The organism is Arthrobacter sp. UYP6, from assembly GCF_040547315.1.
Taxonomy (GTDB): Bacteria; Actinomycetota; Actinomycetes; order Actinomycetales; family Micrococcaceae; genus Arthrobacter_B.
On sequence record NZ_JBEPPM010000003.1, the window covers coordinates 83,453 to 103,430 of the forward strand.

General features: G+C 66.1%; 17 protein-coding genes. 16 read left to right on the forward strand and 1 reads right to left on the reverse strand.

The annotated features are described in order from the left end of the window. Window positions 1-55 precede the first annotated feature (55 nt). The 9 genes from alaS to nusB all read left to right on the forward strand — a co-directional run bounded on the left by alaS (window position 56) and on the right by nusB (window position 9,407). A complete protein-coding gene (gene alaS, locus ABIB35_RS03445) occupies window positions 56-2,749 on the forward strand; it encodes an alanine--tRNA ligase (protein WP_354178928.1) in 2,694 nt (897 codons plus the stop codon). 3 nt (window positions 2,750-2,752) lie between these two features. Further along, the gene (gene ruvX / locus ABIB35_RS03450) at window positions 2,753-3,334 is read left to right on the forward strand and encodes a Holliday junction resolvase RuvX (RefSeq protein ID WP_354178929.1); all 582 of its coding nucleotides are present in this window, start codon (window positions 2,753-2,755) and stop codon (window positions 3,332-3,334) included. Window positions 3,335-3,360: 26 nt separating this feature from the next. Beyond that, entirely contained in the window at window positions 3,361-4,557 is a 1,197-nt protein-coding gene (mltG, locus tag ABIB35_RS03455) for an endolytic transglycosylase MltG (protein ID WP_354178931.1), read from the forward strand. Further along, on the forward strand, window positions 4,558-5,448 hold the full coding sequence (locus tag ABIB35_RS03460) for a shikimate dehydrogenase family protein (protein WP_354178932.1): 891 nt from the start codon (window positions 4,558-4,560) through the stop codon (window positions 5,446-5,448). Between the two features lie 32 nt (window positions 5,449-5,480). Next, window positions 5,481-6,695: a chorismate synthase gene (aroC, locus tag ABIB35_RS03465; protein ID WP_354178933.1), complete on the forward strand. Its 1,215-nt coding sequence runs from the start codon at window positions 5,481-5,483 to the stop codon at window positions 6,693-6,695. Beyond that, entirely contained in the window at window positions 6,679-7,242 is a 564-nt protein-coding gene (locus tag ABIB35_RS03470) for a shikimate kinase (RefSeq protein ID WP_354178935.1), read from the forward strand. Before aroC ends, ABIB35_RS03470 begins: the two co-directional genes overlap by 17 nt. Before the next feature lie 4 nt (window positions 7,243-7,246). Then, complete coding sequence (gene aroB / locus ABIB35_RS03475) at window positions 7,247-8,368, forward strand: 3-dehydroquinate synthase (protein ID WP_354178936.1); 1,122 nt, start codon at window positions 7,247-7,249, stop codon at window positions 8,366-8,368. 68 nt (window positions 8,369-8,436) lie between these two features. After that, entirely contained in the window at window positions 8,437-9,000 is a 564-nt protein-coding gene (gene efp / locus ABIB35_RS03480) for an elongation factor P (RefSeq protein WP_268911462.1), read from the forward strand. After that, complete coding sequence (nusB, locus tag ABIB35_RS03485) at window positions 8,997-9,407, forward strand: transcription antitermination factor NusB (protein WP_354178937.1); 411 nt, start codon at window positions 8,997-8,999, stop codon at window positions 9,405-9,407. The genes efp and nusB overlap by 4 nt, the downstream gene beginning before the upstream one ends. A 124-nt stretch (window positions 9,408-9,531) precedes the next feature. Here nusB and ABIB35_RS03490 read toward each other — a convergent pair whose 3' ends face one another. Beyond that, window positions 9,532-10,788: a PrsW family intramembrane metalloprotease gene (locus tag ABIB35_RS03490; protein WP_354178938.1), complete on the reverse strand. Its 1,257-nt coding sequence runs from the start codon at window positions 10,786-10,788 to the stop codon at window positions 9,532-9,534. A gap of 193 nt (window positions 10,789-10,981) precedes the next feature. Between ABIB35_RS03490 and pyrR the strand changes: the two genes are divergently transcribed. Genes pyrR through pyrF form a run of 7 tightly spaced genes read left to right on the forward strand, consistent with a single transcriptional unit; the run spans window position 10,982 to window position 19,872 of the window. Continuing rightward, complete coding sequence (gene pyrR, locus ABIB35_RS03495) at window positions 10,982-11,563, forward strand: bifunctional pyr operon transcriptional regulator/uracil phosphoribosyltransferase PyrR (protein ID WP_354178939.1); 582 nt, start codon at window positions 10,982-10,984, stop codon at window positions 11,561-11,563. Beyond that, the gene (locus tag ABIB35_RS03500) at window positions 11,560-12,558 is read left to right on the forward strand and encodes an aspartate carbamoyltransferase catalytic subunit (RefSeq protein ID WP_354178940.1); all 999 of its coding nucleotides are present in this window, start codon (window positions 11,560-11,562) and stop codon (window positions 12,556-12,558) included. The genes pyrR and ABIB35_RS03500 overlap by 4 nt, the downstream gene beginning before the upstream one ends. Beyond that, the gene (locus ABIB35_RS03505; protein ID WP_354178942.1) at window positions 12,555-13,931 is read left to right on the forward strand and encodes a dihydroorotase; all 1,377 of its coding nucleotides are present in this window, start codon (window positions 12,555-12,557) and stop codon (window positions 13,929-13,931) included. The genes ABIB35_RS03500 and ABIB35_RS03505 overlap by 4 nt, the downstream gene beginning before the upstream one ends. Continuing rightward, window positions 13,919-14,437, forward strand: a complete 519-nt coding sequence (locus ABIB35_RS03510; RefSeq protein WP_354178945.1) for a PH-like domain-containing protein — start codon at window positions 13,919-13,921, stop codon at window positions 14,435-14,437. The genes ABIB35_RS03505 and ABIB35_RS03510 overlap by 13 nt, the downstream gene beginning before the upstream one ends. A 38-nt stretch (window positions 14,438-14,475) precedes the next feature. Continuing rightward, window positions 14,476-15,642: a glutamine-hydrolyzing carbamoyl-phosphate synthase small subunit gene (carA, locus tag ABIB35_RS03515; protein WP_354179207.1), complete on the forward strand. Its 1,167-nt coding sequence runs from the start codon at window positions 14,476-14,478 to the stop codon at window positions 15,640-15,642. Further along, a complete protein-coding gene (gene carB / locus ABIB35_RS03520) occupies window positions 15,642-18,938 on the forward strand; it encodes a carbamoyl-phosphate synthase large subunit (protein ID WP_354178948.1) in 3,297 nt (1,098 codons plus the stop codon). The genes carA and carB overlap by 1 nt, the downstream gene beginning before the upstream one ends. Continuing rightward, window positions 18,931-19,872 carry an orotidine-5'-phosphate decarboxylase gene (gene pyrF / locus ABIB35_RS03525; protein ID WP_354178949.1) on the forward strand — a complete coding sequence of 314 codons (942 nt, stop codon included), beginning with the start codon at window positions 18,931-18,933 and terminating at the stop codon, window positions 19,870-19,872. The genes carB and pyrF overlap by 8 nt, the downstream gene beginning before the upstream one ends. Window positions 19,873-19,978: the final 106 nt, after the last annotated feature.

The following is a 19,978-nucleotide window of genomic DNA, read 5'->3' on the forward strand; positions in this document are numbered from 1 at the left end:
CCTGCCCGCAGCGAAAGCTGCGCACGCCTGAATTACCGGAAGGGTAAAAAGCACCATGAAGTCCCACGAGATTGCACGCCGCTGGCTGGATTTCTTCAGCAAAAGGGGCCACACGGTGGTTCCCTCCGCGTCGCTCGTCACCAATGATCCGTCGCTGCTGTTCACCGTGGCCGGCATGGTGCCCTTTATTCCGTACCTGACCGCCCGTGAGAAGGCCCCCTACAGCCGGGCCACGAGTGTGCAGAAGTGCATCCGCACCGCGGACATCGAGGAGGTGGGCAAAACAGCGCGGCACGGCACGTTCTTCCAGATGGCCGGCAACTTCTCCTTTGGCGATTACTTCAAGGAAGACGCCATCACGTTTGCGTGGGAGCTGTTGACCTCGGACGTGGAACAGGGCGGCTTTGGCCTGGACCCCGAACGCCTCTGGGTTACCGTCTACGAAGACGGCGATGAGCGCGACGACGAAGCCCGCGCCATCTGGCGGGACAAGATTGGTATCCCCAACGAACGCATCATCGGCACCGGCAAGGCCGACAACTACTGGAACACCGGCCAGGCCGGCCCGGGCGGCCCCTGCTCCGAAATCTATTACGACCGCGGACCGGCCTATGGGCGCGAAGGCGGCCCCGCCGTCGACGAGACCCGCTACATCGAGATCTGGAACCTGGTCTTCATGCAGTACCAGCTCTCCGCCGTCCGGTCCAAGACCGACTTCGATGTTGCCGGCGAACTGCCGCAGAAGAACATTGACACCGGTCTGGGACTGGAGCGCCTGGCAATGATCCTCCAGGGCGTGGAGAACATGTACGAGACCGACCAGGTCCGCCCCGTCCTGGACAGGGCAGCCGAACTCTCCGGCAAGACCTACACCTCCGCCGAGGACCCCTCGGATCCGCACCACGCGGATGACGTCAAGATGCGCGTGGTCGCGGACCACGTCCGGTCCGCCCTGATGCTGATCTCCGACGGTGTGAGCCCGTCCAATGAGGGCCGCGGCTACGTGCTGCGCCGCCTGATCCGCCGTGCGGTGCGCAGCATGCGCCTGCTGGGCGTGGAGACTGCCGTTTTGCCCGAACTGCTGCCCGTCTCCCGGGACGCCATGAAGGGCGTCTACCCCGAGGTGGAAACCGACTTTGCGCGCATCAGCCGCATTGCCTATGCCGAGGAAAAGGCGTTCCTGCGCACCATTGCCTCCGGCACCGAGCGCCTTGAGGAAGCGGTCAAGATGTCCCAGGCCGCCAACAAGCCGCTGTCCGGCGAGGACGCCTTCACCCTGCACGACACGTACGGCTTCCCCATTGACCTCACGCTGGAAATGGCCGAGGAAGCGGGCTTGAAGGTTGATGAGGCCGGCTTCCGCTCCCTCATGCTCGAACAGCGCCAGCGCGCCCAGGCAGACGCCCGCGGCAAGAAGCACGGCCACGACGACGTCTCGGTGTTCAACGAACTCCTCGCCGCCGGACAGACCGTGTTCACCGGCTATGACGAGCTGACCAGTGAATCCTCCGTCCGCGGCATCATCTCCGGCGGCTCACGGGTTGCGTACGCCGGCCAGGGCACCGAAATCTCCCTGGTGCTCAACGAAACCCCGTTCTACGCCGAAGCCGGCGGCCAGGCTGCCGATACCGGCCTGATCACCGGCGACGGCTTTGTCCTGGAAGTGCAGGACGTCCAGCGCCCGGTCAAGGGCCTGAGCGTCCACAAGGCCATTGTCCGTGAGGGCGAAATTGCCGAAGGCGCCAACGTACTGGCCGCCGTCGACGCCCAGCGCCGCCACGAAGCAGAGCAGGCGCACTCCGGTACGCACATTGTGCACGCCGCCCTGCACCAGATCCTCGGTCCGGAGGCACTGCAGCGCGGTTCCTTCAACAAGGCCGGTTACCTACGCTTTGACTTCTCCTGGGGTGAAGGCCTCTCCGATGCCGCGAAGTCGGAGATCGAAGAGGTGTCCAACCTTGCGATCCGCAGCAATTACCAGGTCGAGACCAAGATCATGTCCCTGGCCGATGCCAAGGCCCTGGGTGCCATGGCCCTGTTCGGCGAAGCCTACGGGGATACCGTGCGCGTGGTGGAGATGAACGGTGACTGGTCCCGTGAACTCTGCGGCGGCACGCATGTGGAGTCCACCTCCCGCATCGGCAGCCTCACCCTGTTGGGCGAGCAGTCCGTGGGATCCGGCAACCGCCGCGTTGAGGCGTTTGTGGGCATGGATGCGTTCCGTCACCTGGCTGCCGAACGCGCCCTGGTGAATGAGCTTTCCGAAATGCTCAAGGTTCCCTCCGTGCAGCTGCCCGACCGCCTGGCAGCCACCCTGGCCAAGTTGAAGGCCACCGAAAAGGAACTTGAGCGTCTGCGCCGGGAGCAGCTGGCTGCCTCCGCCGCCGCACTGGTCTCCAAGGCCGTGGACGTGGACGGTGTCCGGGTCCTGGCGCACAACGCCGGTACCGGCGCCGGAGCGGACGACCTCCGCACCCTGGCGCTGGACCTTCGTTCCCGCCTCGGCAGCGGCGCTGCGGTTGTTGCCGTTGCGGGCGTCGCCAACTCCCGCCCCGTGGTGATTGTTGCCACCAACGAGGAGGCCCGCGCCGCCGGAGTAAAGGCCGGCGCACTGGTCAAGGTTGCTGCCGGAGTCCTCGGCGGCGGCGGCGGCGGTAAGGACGACGTGGCCCAGGGCGGCGGCTCGGACGCCGCCAAACTCGGTGAAGCACTTACTGCCGTGACGGCCGCAGTAGCCAACCGGGGCTGAGTATTGGAACATCAGGTCTACCCCCGCGGGGTTAAGCTGGGGGTAGATGTCGGCCAGGTCCGTGTGGGGCTGGCCGTCAGCGACCCGGACGGCATGCTGGCGATGCCCGTGAAGACCTTGAAAAGGGACCCAAAAAAGAACAGCGATATTCGGGTTCTTGTCCGCGAGGCGGCAGACCGAGGTGCCGTGCAGGTTTTTGTCGGTCTGCCCCGCAGTATGAAGGGCACGGAAACTGCCTCCACCCAGATGGCACGGGACTACGCTGACGTGCTGCTGTCCGAGCTGGAACGCAGCGGAAATCGCATTCCCGTTTCCCTGGTGGATGAGCGCCTCACCACGGTATCTGCACATCGATCTCTTCATGAGGCTGGCTTGAACAGCAAAGATCACCGTAGAGTGGTGGATCAGGCAGCGGCTGTGGCAATTCTGCAGCACGCTATTGACATGCAGCGTTCCCTTGGACGCGACGTGGGGGAGCCGGTCACAACTTGCCGGCAGCAGCGCCAGACAGGCGCCCTGCCGGCCCCGACACAGGAGCCAACTATTTCCCAGGACAACAAGCGCGGAAACGGGTCTGCGCTGTGAGCCACAGATATCCGGACTATCCAGCCATGGGAACGGAACCGGAGTACGAACCGACCGCACACCATGATGCGGGCTACGAGCCGGAGACAGCCGCCCCCGTGGCCGGTTTGTTTGAAGAAACCGAGACACGCCGGAGCCGCCGCCCGTCACGTGAAAAGCAGCGCCGACGGCGGCGCCGCACCATTGTGATGCTGGTTGTCCTGGTGTTTTTTGCCGGTGTGGTCTTCGGCCTGACACTGTTCCTGCGGGACCTGCTGGGCATGAACGACATCAAGGACTATGAAGGTGCCGGTACCGGCAGCGTGAGTTTCACCGTTGCTGAGGGCGACGGCCCACTGGTGATCGGCAACAAATTGGAAACCGCGGATATTGTTGCCACCTCCAAGGAATTCGTGAACGCCTTCCAGACGGAGTCTGACGGCCGGGAAATCCAGCCGGGCTCCTACGAGATGAAACAGCAGATGTCCTCCTCATCGGCCCTTGAGGCGCTGCTGGGCGAGCAGGGGGCAGCCGTGCACTATGCCGCTGTGGCCCGTGACCTGCGTCAGGGCGAAGTATTCGAGATCCTCAGCGCCTCCACCGGTATTCCCATCACCGAGTTTGATGCCCTCGCCAAAGACCCGCAGGCCTTTGGTCTGCCAGCGGCAGCCGTTTCCCTGGAGGGATACCTGCACCCGGGCGAATACCGTTTCCCCCTGGACCAGGACGCAAACTCGATCCTCACGGAGATGGTTGACGGCTCCTTTGCGACGCTGGAAGAAGCGGGCATCACCGATCCCGCCGAGCAGTACCGGATCCTTACCAAGGCCAGCATCATCCAGGCCGAGGCCGGGGAAGCCGACTACGCCAAGGTTGCCGGAGCAATCCAGAACCGGCTGCGCGCAGACAACGTGGAAACCTCGGGGCTGATCCAGTCCGACGCGACGGTCACGTACGGCCTAGGCCGCAAGAGCTACGATCTGACGCCCGAAGAGAAGGCTGACAAGTCCAACCCGTACAACACGTACGCCAATCCGGGGCTGCCGGTGGGACCGATCGGTTCACCGAGCACAGAGGCCATCCAGGCTGCAGCCAACCCGGCCGACGTGCCGTTCTACTACTGGGTGACCGTCAACCTGGACACCGGCCAGACCGAGTTCTCGTCTACGCTTGCCGAGCACGCCAAGTACGTGGCCCAGTACCAGGAATGGTGCGGCACCCAGAAACCGGGCAGGTGCGGGTAGTTGACGGAATTCGCCAGGCGGGCAGCCGTCCTGGGGCATCCGATCGGCCACTCCAAATCTCCGCTCCTGCACCGCGCCGCCTACGAGTTCCTTGGCTTTCGCTGCACGTATGATGCGGTGGACGTTCCCGAAGACAGGGCCGCTGCCTTCGCGGCCACTCTCCGGGAGCCCGATGCTGCGGAACCGCGCTGGGCCGGCCTGTCGGTGACGATGCCCCTGAAAGCGGCCCTGCTGCCTGCCATGGACCGGCTGACGTCCATGGCCGCGGCGCTGCGGGTGCTCAACACCGTGACCTTCGACTACACGGATAACGGCGTGGTCCTTACCGGACACAACACCGACGTGGCAGGAATCGTGAACGCGCTCCGGCACGCCGGGTCGCGGCCGGCACCACGGATCGCCATCCTGGGATCCGGAGGAACGGCCTGCGCAGCCGTGGCTGCGGCGGGAGCGCTCGGCGCAGCCACCGTTGATGTCTATGCCCGCCGGTTTCCGGCAGCGGCAGACGGCACTATAGCCGTGCAGGCAGCCGGCAGTCGGACGGAAACACCGCTATCGCTGCGCTCCTGGGAAGAAGCGGCGACAGCATGCCAGGCCGCCGACGTCGTCATCTCCACCCTGCCGCCGCGCGCTGCCGATTCCCTCGCCGATACCGTGACGTCGGGTGCGCCGGACCTCTCCGGCACCGTCCTCCTGGATGTCGCCTACGATCCCTGGCCCAGCCGCATTGCCCGCGTCTGGGCCGATCGCGGCGGGCGAATCGTCCCGGGCCAGGAGATGCTGATTTATCAGGCGGTGGAACAGGTCCGTCTCTTCGCAGGGGAGAAGTTCCGCGACGAGCTGGCCGTCACAAACGTGATGTGTGACGCACTCGGAGCACCGCGGCGCTGAACCCGCACACCGGACATGGCAGTATTGAAACCATGTTGCGTTGGTTGACCGCCGGTGAGTCCCATGGGCCTGCACTGGTAGGAATAGTTGAGGGCGTCCCTGCTGGCGTCGAAGTGAACACCTCCCTGATTCAGGAGGCGCTGGCACGCCGCCGGCTGGGCTACGGCCGCGGCGCCCGGATGAAATTTGAGCAGGACGCGGTGCGGATTCTGGGCGGAGTCCGGCACGGCCTGACCCAGGGCGGGCCGGTGGCCATTGAAGTGGGCAACACTGAATGGCCCAAGTGGCAGCAGGTCATGTCCCCTGACCCCGTGGACCCTGCGCTTCTGGCTGAGCAGGCCCGCAACGCGCCGCTGACCCGGCCCCGCCCCGGCCACGCTGACTTCACCGGCATGCAGAAGTACGGTTTCGATGAAGCACGCCCCGTTCTGGAGCGAGCCAGTGCCCGGGAAACCGCTGCCCGGGTGGCGCTGGGAGCTGTGGCTTCCTCCTTCCTGAAGTCCCTCGGCATTGAGCTTCTCTCGCACACCGTGAGCATTGCGGGTGTGGGCAGCCCCGAGGGCTCCGCTCTGCCCGGCCCTGCTGACGTTGCAGTCTTGGACGCCGATCCGCTGCGCTGCTTCGACCCCGAGACATCTGCAGCCATGGTGGCCGAGGTGGACGCCGCCCATAAGGACGGCGAAACCCTGGGCGGTGTGGTGGAAGTCGTGGCGTATGGCCTGCCGCCGGGGCTGGGCAGCTATGTGCACTGGGACCGCCGGCTGGACGCCCGGATTGCCGGGGCCCTGATGGGAATTCAGGCCATCAAGGGCGTGGAAATCGGTGACGGCTTCCTCACGGCAGCGCGCCGCGGGTCCGCCGCCCATGATGAGATCCTGCAGGATGCCGAGGGCCGGGTGGTCCGTTCCAGCAACCGGGCCGGCGGCATTGAAGGTGGTATGAGCATCGGCGAGGTGCTGCGCGTCCGCGCCGCCATGAAGCCCATCGCCACCGTTCCGCATGCCCTGCAGACCGTTGACGTGAGCACCGGCGAGCCCGCCCGGGCCCACCACCAGCGTTCCGACGTCTGCGCCGTTCCGGCCGCCGGCGTGGTGGCCGAAGCCATGGTGGCCCTGGTGCTGGCTGAAGCGGTGACGGAGAAGTTCGGCGGGGACTCGGTGGCGGAAACTGCACGGAACCTGCGCACCTACCTGGAGAACATCCCCACCGCCCTCGAGTCGGCTGGCACCAATGTCCGGCAGCCCTGAGCGTCCGGACCGGTGTGATCTTGGCGGCCGCGTGGGACCCGCTGCCCATATTGTCCTGATTGGTTTCATGGCGGCCGGCAAATCGGTGGTTGGACGTGAACTGGCTGCCCGGCGGCGGCTCAGGTTCACCGACACGGACCAGCTGGTGGCCCAGCACCACGGGCCGATTCCGGAAATTTTCGCGGCCCGTGGAGAATGCGGGTTCCGCGAGGTCGAAGCCCGCACCGTGGCCTCCGCGCTGGCGGAAAAAGTTCCCGGCGTCATCTCGCTGGGCGGAGGCGCGGTCCTGGACACCGGCACTCAGCAGCTGCTGCGCCGTGCCACGGTGGTTTTCCTGGACACGGACCTGGAGACCGTCCTGCCCCGCATCATCCGTTCCGGAAACCGCCCCATGCTCGCCGGCGACCCCGCGCGCCGGTGGGAAGAGCTGGCCAAAGCCCGCCGCCCCGTCTACGAATCCCTGGCAGACATCACCATCGACACCAGGGGACTCACCGTCCCGGCCGTCATCGACCGGCTGACACCTTTCCTCAATGAAGGAGCATAATTCCATGGCCTCCGATCCCACCGTTATCCCGGTGACCGGCGAAAGCCCCGCAAGCAATTACGACGTCGTCATCGGCAACGGGCTGCTGGACCGCCTTCCGGCCATGCTGGGGGAGCGGGTGCACCGCGTCCTGGTGATCCACCCCCGGGCCCTGCGCGCCACCGGTGACACGGTCCGCGATGAACTGGCAGCCGCCGGCCTTACCGCGGTGACAGCGGAAATCCCCGACGCCGAAGAAGGCAAGCACATCCAGGTGGCCTCGTTCTGCTGGCAGGTCCTGGGCCAGAACGACTTCACCCGCTCCGACGCCATTGTGGCAGTGGGCGGCGGGGCCGTCACCGACCTGGCAGGCTTCGTGGCCGCCACGTGGCTGCGCGGGATCAAGGTGGTGCATATTCCCACCTCGCTGCTGGGTATGGTGGACGCCGCCGTGGGCGGCAAGACGGCCATCAACACGGCCGAGGGCAAGAATCTGGTGGGGTCCTTCCACCCGCCGGCCGGGGTTCTTGCCGATCTGGACGCCCTGGCAACCCTGCCCAAGAACGAACTGCTCAGCGGCATGGCCGAGGTGGTCAAGTGCGGCTTCATCGCCGATCCCGCCATCCTGGACCTCATCGAATCCAACCCGGCAGCAGTGGGCGACGGCGCTTCCGACGTGGTGCGCGAACTCGTGGAACGCTCCATTGCCGTCAAAGCCGAGGTTGTTTCCGCAGACCTGCGCGAAGCGGGGCGCCGCGAGTTCCTGAACTACGGGCACACCCTGGGCCACTCCATTGAACTGGCCGAACGGTACCAGTGGCGCCACGGTGCCGCGGTGTCCGTGGGACTGGTCTTCGCCGCTGAGCTGGGCCGCATGGTGGGACGGCTCGATGACGCCACCGCGGACCGCCACAAGGAGATCCTGGAGTCCCTCGGACTGCCCGTCAGCTACCGGAAGGACCGCTGGTCGGCCCTGCTGGACGGGATGCGCCGGGATAAAAAATCCCGCGGCGACCTGCTGCGCTTTGTGGTCCTGGACGGTTTGGCGAAGCCCTCCATCCTTGAGGTTCCGGACACGTCACTGCTGTTTGCGGCCTACCAGGAGATCGCTTCCGAGCCGCAGGGCGGCATCCGCCTCAGCCTGTAGGCTCCCGGAGCAGGTAGAATGGTCGACGGACTTAAAACGAAACTCGGCGAATCAACGAAAGAGAAACTGTGGCGACGACCAACGACATCAAGAACGGCACCGTGCTGAAGCTTGAAGGCAACCTTTGGAGCATCATCGAGTTCCAGCACGTGAAGCCGGGCAAGGGTGGTGCGTTTGTCCGTACCAAGATGCGCAACGTGCGTTCGGGCAAGGTGGTCGACAAGACTTTCAATGCCGGCATCAAGATCGAAACTGCCAGCGTTGACCGCCGCGATTACCAGTACCTGTACCAGGACGGCGACGACTACGTCTTCATGGACACCTCGGACTACGACCAGCTGACCGTGCCGGGGACGATCGTGGGCGAGAACGCCAACTTCATGCTCGAATCCATGATGGTGACGATTGCCATCCACGAGGGCTCCCCGCTGTACATCGAGCTGCCCCCGTCGGTGGTACTGGAAATCACGTATACCGAGCCGGGCCTGCAGGGCGACCGCTCCACCGGCGGCACCAAGCCCGCCACCGTGGAGACCGGCTATGAAATCCAGGTTCCGCTGTTCCTCGAACAGGGCACCAAGGTAAAGGTAGATACCCGCAACGGCGATTATTTGGGACGCGTTAACGAGTGAGTGCACGCACAAAGGCCCGGACCCGGGCACTGGAAGTTCTGTTTGAAGCTGAGCAGCGTTCAGCATCAGCCTTTGACATGATCAAGGCCCGCAGGGAACAGACCGATCAGACGATCAACCCCTACACCATGGACCTGGTGGAGGGTGTGGTTTCCATGCAGGAAACCATCGACGAGTTCCTGAGCACCTATTCACAGGGCTGGCCGCTGGAACGGATGCCGTCAGTGGACCGCATCATCCTGCGGATCGGCACCTGGGAGCTGCTGTACAACGACGACATCCCGGACAAGGTGGCCATCAGCGAAGCTGTTGAACTCGCCAAGACCCTGTCCACGGACGAGTCGCCGTCCTTCGTTAACGGATTGCTGGGCCGGCTTCACCAGCTGAAGCCTTCCCTGCTGGCCTGACCCTAGGGCAAAAGCGAGTCCTCAGGTTGACCAGCGCGCTGGGGACCTGTTTGCAGCGCAGGTTTCAGCACTGAAACCCGCCGCGGCCACTCATGGTGAGCCGGGCGGGTTTTTTGCTGCCCGCCTAGGGCCGCCCCAAGGAGCGCGCCAGCATTACCGTGCGGGTGCGGATGAGATCCTGCAGGAGCGCGTGTTCGGTGGCCTGATTGGTGGGCAGGTTCCGTCCGACCGCGATTTGCTGGCGCGTCAGGGCCAGCCGGGTGGCGTCCGCAATGAAGGTCTTCATGGTCCGGCGTGCTCCGAAGGCTGAGGCCCAGGCCAGCGCCTGGTGCCTGCCTGCGCGGGTGGAGAGCATCAGCACTTCCTGCGGCGTGAACCAGCCCGCGGCCGCATATTCGTCCAACCGCTTCCGGGTGAGCCGCTGCTCCCCGCGACGCAGCAGGATCACTCCCGTGACGGCCAGCGCAAACAGCGGTACCTGAAGCAGGAAATAGAAGATCAGGAAGCTGCCCGAGACCAGCGCTGTTCCGCCGTTCCAGAACATATGGCCTCCTATGGCCACCGCCAGGCCGAGGAAGAACGCTCCGATGATCCGGGCGGTTCCGCCGCGCCGGACCGCGAACCCCAGGGCCAGGCCGATGGCTGAGGTGAAAAGCACATGCGCAAAGGGGGAGAAAATCCCCCGAAGCACAAAGACGAAGCCCAGCTGAGCGCCCAGACCGCCGCTGGAAATGAGTGCGGAGCCGAAGTACAGGATGTTTTCGGTGAAGGCGAATCCGGCCGCCACCGTCCCCGCATACACCACACCGTCCACCGGCCCGTCAAAGGAGCTGCGGCGGACAAACACCAGAATCAGCACGCCCAAACCCTTGGCAATTTCCTCCACGATCGGTGCCTCCAGGACCGGGCCGATGAACTCCGGCGCAAAACCGGGAAGAAGTGCGTAGAAGGCCCGGGCCACGTAGGGGCCCGCGAGCAGGGTGATGCCCACCGATATGCCGGCACCCCAGAGGAACGCAAAAAACAGCACGGACCGGGGTTCCGGCTCCCACCGGTCCACCCACTTCAGCCCCAGCAGACAGATGCCCAGCGGAACCAGGGCCAGGACCCCGCAGAGGGCAAAGGCTGCGCTACCCAGCTGCGACCACAGGAACCAGGCCACCAGCAGCAGTGCCAGCGCGGCCCCGATGATCAGCAGAACGGTAAGGGCCGTTCCCTTTGCTCCCTGCGGCTGCGCGGACCAGAGCGGCTGAACCGGTGCCGGGCCGTGGCCCGGCGGCTGCGCAGGCGTGGGCTCCCGGGATCCTTGAGCTCCGCCCGCAGACTGAGTCCACGAACCCCGGGCCGACTCCGGAAGGTGGCCGGGACCGTGCCCGCTCATAAAGTTGCACCTGTCATTGGCCCACCCTAAAAGGAAAAGGCGCTGCGGTGCCGGAAATCGGCGTGATGGGGATAGCCGGGTCGGTACCGGGACGACGTCACAGTTGGTGAGGCGGCGCACCTGCTGTGGTAGTTTGAACAGGCATTCACCCTTTAAATTCCGTCCTGTGAGGCGGGGAAGGAGGAGGCAGAATATGGACTTGTCCAACCCGCCGGGCGCACCCGCACCCGCACGCACCGTTCTGGCTTCAGCTGACATTGACCGCGCGCTTACCCGGATTGCACATGAGATCCTGGAAGCCAACAAAGGCTCCGCAGACCTCGTTTTAATGGGGATCCCGCGCCGGGGCTACCCGCTCGCCCGCCGGCTTGCCGCCAAGATTGCCGCCGCAGATCCATCAGTGGATCCCGCCGCCATCGTGGGACAGCTGGACGTCACCATGTTCCGTGACGACCTGGCCCGGCAACCTACCCGCACTCCGCACGCCACCGAAGTGCCGCTGTCGGGAATCGATGACAAAGTGGTGGTCCTCGTTGACGATGTCCTCTACTCCGGCAGGACCATCCGCGCCGCACTGGACGCGCTGACGGATCTGGGCCGCCCCCGGATTGTCCGCCTTGCCGTCCTGGTGGACCGCGGACACCGCGAACTTCCCATCCGTGCGGACCATGTGGGTAAGAATCTACCCACCGCTTCCACCGAAAAGGTCCGCGTCCGGCTGCATGAAACCGACGGGTCGGCAGCGGACGAAGTGGTTATCGAGGGCACCCTGTGAAGCATCTACTCTCCACCCGGGACCTCAGCCGCACCGATGCACTGGCCATCCTGGACACCGCCGAACAAATGGCGGCAGTCTCCCAGCGCGAGGTCAAGAAACTGCCCGTGCTACGCGGCCGCACCGTGGTGAACCTCTTCTTCGAAGATTCCACCCGTACCCGCATCTCCTTTGAAGCGGCCGCCAAGCGACTCTCCGCCGATGTGATCAACTTTTCAGCCAAGGGATCCTCGGTCTCCAAAGGCGAATCGCTGAAGGACACCGCGCAGACCCTGGCTGCCATCGGCGCGGACGCCGTTGTCATCCGGCACGGGTCCTCCGGCGCCCCCGCGCGGCTGGCGAGCTCAGGCTGGATCGACGCCGCTGTCCTCAATGCCGGTGACGGCACGCATGAGCATCCCACCCAGGCGCTGCTGGACGCGTTCACCATGCGCCGGCACTGGGCGCGGCTGCACGGCACGGCCTCCACCGGCACCGACCTCACCGGCATGCATGTGGTGATCGTGGGAGACGTGCTCCACTCCCGCGTGGCACGCTCGGACCTGTGGCTGCTGCGCACCCTGGGGGCAACCGTGACGCTGGTGGCGCCGCCCACGCTACTGCCGTTCGGCGTCGAATCCTGGCCGTGCGAGATCAGCTATGACCTGGACGCGGCCCTGGAAACCCGGCCCGACGCCGTCATGATGCTGCGCGTCCAGGGCGAACGCATGAACTCCGCGTTCTTCCCCTCGGTCCGCGAGTACTCACGGCGCTGGGGTTTTGACGACGTCCGGCTCGGCCGGCTGGATACCCTCGGCCTCACCGACACCATCCTGCTCCACCCCGGTCCGATGAACCGCGGCCTGGAGATTTCCTCCCGCGCGGCCGATTCCCCCCGGTCCACCATCCTGGAGCAGGTCAGCAACGGCGTGTCCGTGCGCATGGCCGCCCTTTACCTACTGCTGGCCGGCGAGAACACCTCCGCTGCCACCGCCACCCTGGAGAACGCACAGTGAGATCTGCCCCCGCCCCCGCGGCGCCCACCCCCAGCCACACCGTAAAAACCTATCTGATCCGCAACGCCTCCCTGCTCGGCAAGGAAACCGCCGACATCCTGATGAGCGGCGGCCTGATCACCGCCGTCGGAACGGCGCTGCAGGCGCCGCAGGACGCCGTCGTTATTGAGGCCGCAGGCCTGATCGCACTGCCGGGCATGGTGGACCTGCACACCCACCTGCGCGAACCCGGCCGCGAAGACGCCGAAACCGTGGAAACCGGTACCCGCGCCGCCGCGCTGGGCGGATTCACCTCCGTCCACGCCATGGCCAACTCCAACCCCGTGGCGGACACCGCCGGTGTGGTGGAGCAGGTCTGGAGCCTGGGCCGCCGGTCCGGCTGGGTGGACGTGCGCCCGGTGGGTGCGGTGACCGTTGGCCTGGAGGGCGAACGCCTGGCCGAGCTCGGCGCCATGGCCGATTCCCGCGCCCGCGTGCGCGTTTTCTCCGACGACGGCAAGTGCGTTTCGGATCCAATGTTGATGCGCCGGGCGCTGGAATACGTGAAGGCGTTCGACGGCGTGATCGCCCAGCACGCGCAGGAGCCGCGCCTGACCGAGGGCGCCCAGATGAACGAGGGCGAGGTCAGCGCTGTGCTGGGGCTGGCCGGCTGGCCCGCGGTGGCGGAGGAATCCATCATTGCGCGCGACGTCCTGCTGGCCCGGCACACCGGATCCCGGCTGCACGTGTGCCATGTGTCCACTGCCGGTTCGGTGGAGATCATCCGCTGGGCCAAGGAACGCGGCATCAACGTGAGCGCCGAAGCCACCCCGCACCACCTGCTGCTCACCGACGACCTGGTCCGCAGTTATGACCCGGTGTACAAAGTGAACCCGCCGCTGCGCACCGCGGCCGACGTTGAGGCGCTGCGCCGCGGCCTGGCCGACGGAACCATCGACATTGTGGGCACCGACCACGCCCCGCACCCCTCCGAACATAAGGAATGCGAGTGGGCGCAGGCAGCCATGGGCATGACCGGGCTGGAAACCGCGCTCTCCGTGGTCCAGCACGCCATGATCGAGACCGGGCTGATGGACTGGGAAGGTTTTGCCCGGGTGACGTCCATCACTCCGGCGGCCATTGGCGGTGTCCGCACGCAGGGCCGGCCGCTGGCAGCCGGAGAACCGGCCAACGTCATATTGGTGAACCCGTCTGCGCACCGCACGGTGGACCCTTCTAAGATGGCTTCAAAGGGGCGCAACTCACCGTTTGCCGGGCTTGAACTGCCCGGAATTGTGCAGGCGACCTTCTTCGCCGGCCATCCCACGGTTCTGGACGCCGCCCTGAACACACCTCACCCCGTTTCCGCAGAGGAGTACGCATGGATCGCGTGATATTTGGCCTGGGCACGCTTGCCCTGATCCTGGTGCTCCTGGGTCTTTTCGCCTGGAGCTGGCGCGGACGCCAGCAGCGCCAGCAGAACGTGGCGCGCCCCGCGCCGATGCCCGACGGACTGGAAGAACCCCGCTTCCAGGCGCTGGGCCAGTACGTCTGCACCACCACCGCCGGTGACTGGCTGGACCGGATTGCCGTCTACGGCCTGGGCGTGAAGTCCAACGCCACCGCCGCCGTCTTCGATGAAGGCCTGCTGCTGGTCCGCAGCGGTGCCCCGGACGTCTGGATTCCGCGCGAAGACCTGGAAAGCGTCCGCCTGGAGCGGGGCATGGCCGGAAAATTCGTGGAAAAGGAAGGTCTGGTCATCATCACCTGGAAGCTGGGCTCCACCTCCGTGGACACCGGCTTCCGCAACCGCACCCCCGAAGAGAAGACACCGCTGGTATCAGCAATCACCGAACTCCTGCCGGCCGAGCCGGCAGAAACAAGCGAGGAACAACTGTGACCGTCCCGAACACCTCCGCATCCACCGCAGCTGTCCTGATGCTTGAAGACGGCCGCACCTTCCGCGGCCGCAGCTACGGCGCACAGGGAACCGCCCTGGGCGAGGCGGTCTTCGCCACCGGCATGACCGGCTATCAGGAAACCATCACTGATCCCTCGTACGCCCGCCAGCTGGTGGTGCAGACTGCCCCGCACATCGGCAACACCGGAGTGAACACCGACGACGCCGAATCCCGGCGTATCTGGGTGGCCGGTTATATTGTGCGCGACGCAGCCCGCCGCCCGTCCAACTGGCGCTCCGAGGCCACCCTGGACGAGGAACTGCGCGCCCAGGGCGTTGTGGGCATCTCCGGCGTGGATACCCGCGCCATCACCCGCCACCTGCGCGAGCGCGGAGCTATGAAGGCCGGCATCTTCTCCGGCGCCGACGCCGCCCGCCCGGACGCCGAACTGCTCGCCGACGTCCTGGCGCAGGAGTCCATGGCCGGCGCACGTCTCGCTGAGGAGGTCAGTGTGGACTCCTCCTACGTCATCGACCCGGCAGACCACGGCTGGGAGGGGGAGCCACGGTTCACCGTGGCAGCCCTGGACCTGGGGATCAAGTCCATGACTCCGGTCCGCTTCGCCGAGCGCGGCGTCCGGGTGCATGTGCTGCCCGCCGCCTCCACCCTTGAAGACGTCACGGCCCTGAACCCGGACGGCGTGTTCATGTCCAACGGCCCCGGCGACCCCGCCACCGCCGACGTGCAGGTGAACCTGCTGCGCGAGGTGCTGGATGCGGGCCTGCCGTTCTTCGGCATCTGCTTCGGCAACCAGATCCTGGGCCGCGCCCTGGGCTTTGGCACCTACAAACTGCGCTACGGCCACCGCGGCATCAACCAGCCCGTCCTGGACCGCCGCACGGGCAAAGTGGAAATCACCAGCCAGAACCACGGCTTCGCCGTCGACGCGCCGCTGGACGGGCCCGTCACCGCTCCCGAGTCCCGCTTCGGCCGGGTGGAGGTCAGCCATGTGTCCCTGAACGACGACGTGGTGGAGGGCCTGGCCTGCCTGGACATCCCCGCCTTCTCGGTTCAGTACCATCCCGAAGCCGCCGCCGGGCCGCACGACTCGGCCTACCTGTTCGACCGTTTCGTGGACCTCATGGACGCCAGCAAGAGCGCCGCCAGTAAGAACACCGCCAGCAAGATCAAGGAATCCCTCTAATGCCCCGCAGAACCGACCTCAAGTCCGTCCTGGTCATCGGCTCCGGTCCGATCGTGATCGGCCAGGCCGCTGAATTCGACTATTCCGGCACCCAGGCGCTGCGCGTGCTGAAGGAGGAGGGCCTGCGGGTCATCCTGGTGAACTCCAACCCGGCCACCATCATGACGGACCCAGAGTTCGCCGATGCCACCTACGTGGAACCCATCACCCCCGAGGTGGTGGAAAAGATCATCGCCAAGGAACGCCCCGACGCGATCCTGCCCACCATGGGCGGTCAGACGGCCCTGAACACGGCCATTGCGCTGGACAAGAACGGCGTGCTGGAGAAGTACAACGTGGAGCTGATCGGCGCCAACATTGCCGCCATTGAACTCGGCGAGGACCGTGAAAAGTTCAAGGGCGTGGTGGAGCGCTGCGGCGCCGAGTCGGCCAAGTCCATCATTGTGCACAGCCTGGATGAGGCCTTCGCCGCCGCCGAAGTACTGGGGTATCCGATGGTGGTCCGCCCCTCCTTCACCATGGGCGGCCTTGGCTCCGGCCTGGCCTACAACGAGAAGGACCTGCGCCGCATCGCCGGCGCCGGCATCCAGTACAGCCCCACGTCCGAGGTGCTGCTCGAAGAGAGCATCCTGGGCTGGAAAGAGTACGAACTGGAAATGATGCGGGACCGCAACGACAACGTGGTGGTGGTCTGCTCCATCGAGAACTTCGATCCGGTGGGCGTGCACACCGGCGACTCCATCACCGTGGCCCCGGCCATGACGCTGACGGACCGCGAATACCAGAACCTGCGCAACATCTCGATTGCCGTGATCCGCGAAGTTGGCGTGGACACCGGCGGCTGCAACATCCAGTTCGCCGTTGAACCGGACACCGGCCGCGTGGTTGTCATCGAAATGAACCCGCGCGTCTCCCGCTCTTCAGCGCTGGCGTCCAAGGCCACCGGCTTCGCGATCGCCAAGATCGCCACCAAGCTGGCACTGGGCTACACACTCGACGAGATTCCGAACGACATCACTCAGAAGACCCCGGCGTCGTTCGAACCCACCCTGGACTACGTAGTGGTGAAGGTGCCGCGCTTCGCGTTCGAGAAGTTCCCGGCCGCGGATCCCACGCTGACCACCACCATGAAGTCCGTGGGCGAAGCCATGGCCATTGGCCGCAACTTCACCGAGGCCCTGCAGAAGGCCCTGCGGTCCCTGGAACAGAAGGGCGCCTCGCTGTCCTTCGCTCCGGTGGACGCTGCCAATGTTCCGGCACTGGTCGAAGCCGCCAAGCGGCCCACCACGGACCGGCTCAAGCAGGTCCAGCAGGCACTGCTGGGCGGGGCCACGGTGGAGGAGCTCTACACCGCCACCGGCATCGACCCCTGGTACCTGGACCAGCTGGTGCTGATCAACGAGGTGGCCGAAGAAATCCGCGGGACCGGCACGGTCAACGAAGAAATCCTGCGCCTGGCCAAGCGGCACGGGTTCTCCGACGAGCAGATCGGTGGGCTGACCAACACCCCCGAAGCCGTCATCCGCGGGGTCCGGCACGCGCTGAACATCCGCCCGGTCTACAAGACGGTGGATACCTGCGCGGCGGAATTCGCCGCCTACACGCCCTACCACTACTCCTCCTACGACGAGGAGGACGAGGTGGCGGAGCACGCGAAGCCGTCCATCATCATCCTGGGCTCCGGTCCCAACCGGATCGGGCAGGGCATCGAGTTTGACTATTCCTGCGTGCACGCCACCATGGCCCTGCGCGAAGCGGGTTACGAGACAGTGATGATCAACTGCAACCCGGAGACCGTGTCCACCGACTACGACATCTCCGACCGCCTCTACTTTGAGCCGCTGACCCTCGAGGATGTCCTGGAGGTGATCGCCGCGGAGCAGCGCACCGGGGGAGTCCTGGGCGTGTTTGTCCAGCTCGGCGGGCAGACCCCGCTGAAGCTGGCGCAGGCGCTGGCCGACTCCGGCGTGCCGATCCTGGGCACCTCGCCCGAAGCCATTGACCTGGCCGAGCACCGCGGCGCCTTCCAACGCGTGCTGGACGAGGGCGGGCTGATCGCCCCCAAGAACGGCACCGCGGTGTCCTTCGACGAGGCCAAGAAGATCGCCGACGAGATCGGCTACCCCGTGCTGGTGCGTCCGTCCTATGTCCTGGGCGGCCGCGGCATGGAAATTGTCTATGATGAGGCGAACCTCTCTCGCTACATCGCCAACGCCACGGAAATCACCCCGGACCACCCGGTCCTGGTGGACCGGTTCCTGGAGGACGCCATCGAGATCGATGTCGACGCCCTCTTTGACGGCACCGACCTGTATGTGGGCGGCATCATGGAACACATCGAGGAAGCCGGTATCCATTCCGGGGACTCCGCGTGTGTCCTGCCGCCCATCACCCTGGGCACCGACGTCGTCGACCGCGTCCGGGAGGCCACCCGGGTTATTGCCGCGGGCGTGGGAGTGCGCGGACTGATCAACATTCAGTTTGCCCTGGCCTCGGACGTGCTCTACGTGATTGAAGCCAACCCGCGCGCGTCGCGGACCGTGCCCTTCGTTTCCAAGGCCACCGGCGTGCAGCTGGCCAAGGCCGCGGCGCTGATCGGCACCGGGCAGTCCATCGCGGAGCTGCGCGCGGCGGGCAAACTGTTCGCCGTCGGCGACGGTTCGGTGCTGCCGGCGGAAGCGCCGGTGGCCGTGAAGGAAGCCGTGCTGCCCTTCAGCCGGTTCCGCACCCCGGAGGGCACCGTGGTGGATTCACTGCTGGGCCCGGAAATGCGCTCCACCGGTGAGGTCATGGGCATCGACAAGTACTTTGACACCGCCTTCGCCAAGTCCCAGGCCGCCGCCAACTCTGCGCTGCCCACGCAGGGAAAGATCTTTGTCTCGGTGGCCAACCGGGACAAGCGCTCCATCATCATGCCGGTGAAGCTGATGGTGGATCTTGGCTTCGAGATCCTGTCCACCGGCGGTACGGCCGAGGTTCTGCGCCGCAACGGGATCACCGCCACCACAGTGCGCAAGGTCGGAGAAGGCACCGGACCCAACGGCGAGGGCACGGTTGCGGACCTGATCACCGCCGGGGAAATCAACCTGGTGGTTAACACTCCGTCCGGCGGTCAGGCCCGCGGCGACGGCTACGAAATCCGTGCCGCCGCCACCTCCATCGGCTGTCCGGTGGTGACCACCGTCTCCGAGTTCGGTGCCGCCGTACAAGCCATCGAGGCGATGCGCTCCTACGAGTGGGATGTCACCTCGCTGCAGGAGCATGCCGCCAAGCTCAAGGCCTCCACGGGTGTCTGAGCACGCGCCTGATCCGTTATCTGAGCTGACGGCCGAGCAGGCGCGCCCCTCCTTCGGAGCGCGCCTGCAGCAGGCCATGGACGCCCGCGGCCAGCTGTGCGTGGGCATCGATCCGCATCCGGCGCTGCTGGCCGCCTGGGGACTGAACGACGACGCCGCCGGCGCCGAGCGGTTCTCCCTCACCGTCCTGGAAGCGGTGGGGGAGTGCGCTGCGGCTGTGAAGCCGCAGGTGGCCCTCTTTGAACGGCACGGATCCGCCGGCCTGGCTGCGCTGGAACGGGTGCTGGCCGCCTGTGCCGAGGCTGGGGTGCTCAGCATTGCCGACGCCAAGCGCGGGGATATCGGCTCCACGATGGCGGCCTATGCCGATGCCTGGCTGCGGGACGGCTCGGCCCTGGCCGCTGATTCCCTCACAGTCAGCCCCTACCTGGGGTTCGAGTCGCTGCGTCCTGCCCTTGATCTGGCGCAGGCCTCCGGGCGCGGAGTCTTCGTCCTGGGGCTGACGTCCAATCCGGAAGGTGCCTCCGTGCAGCACGTGGGCGGGGATCAGTCCGTGGCGGCACGGATTGTTGACGCTGCTGCGGCTGAAAACAGCCGCGAACTGGGGCGGGCGGCCGCAGCCGGAACCGGTGCAGGCGGGACTTCCGGGCAGCCCGCCGGTAACCTGCGGCTGGGTTCCACCGGGCTGGTGATTGGTGCAACAGTGGGGACCGCGCTCAGCGAGCTGGGCATTCATCTGGCTGCTGCCCACACGCCGATCCTGGCCCCGGGCCTCGGTGCCCAGGGCGCCACGGGAGCGGACCTGCGGGCCACCTTCGGTGCCGCATTTCCCACTGTGCTGGCGACCTCCAGCCGGGACATCCTGAAGGCCGGCCCGGCACCGGCAGCGCTGCGTGAGGCCGCCGGCCGAACCCTGGCGGGGCTGGCAGGCTAAACGCAGTGTTGTTGGTCAGGGTCCGCTGCCCGCTCCGCCGGTCGGGTTCCCGACTGGCGGGTCGGGTAGCGCGGCACGTTGCAATTGCGGTGAGGTTGCGGATAGG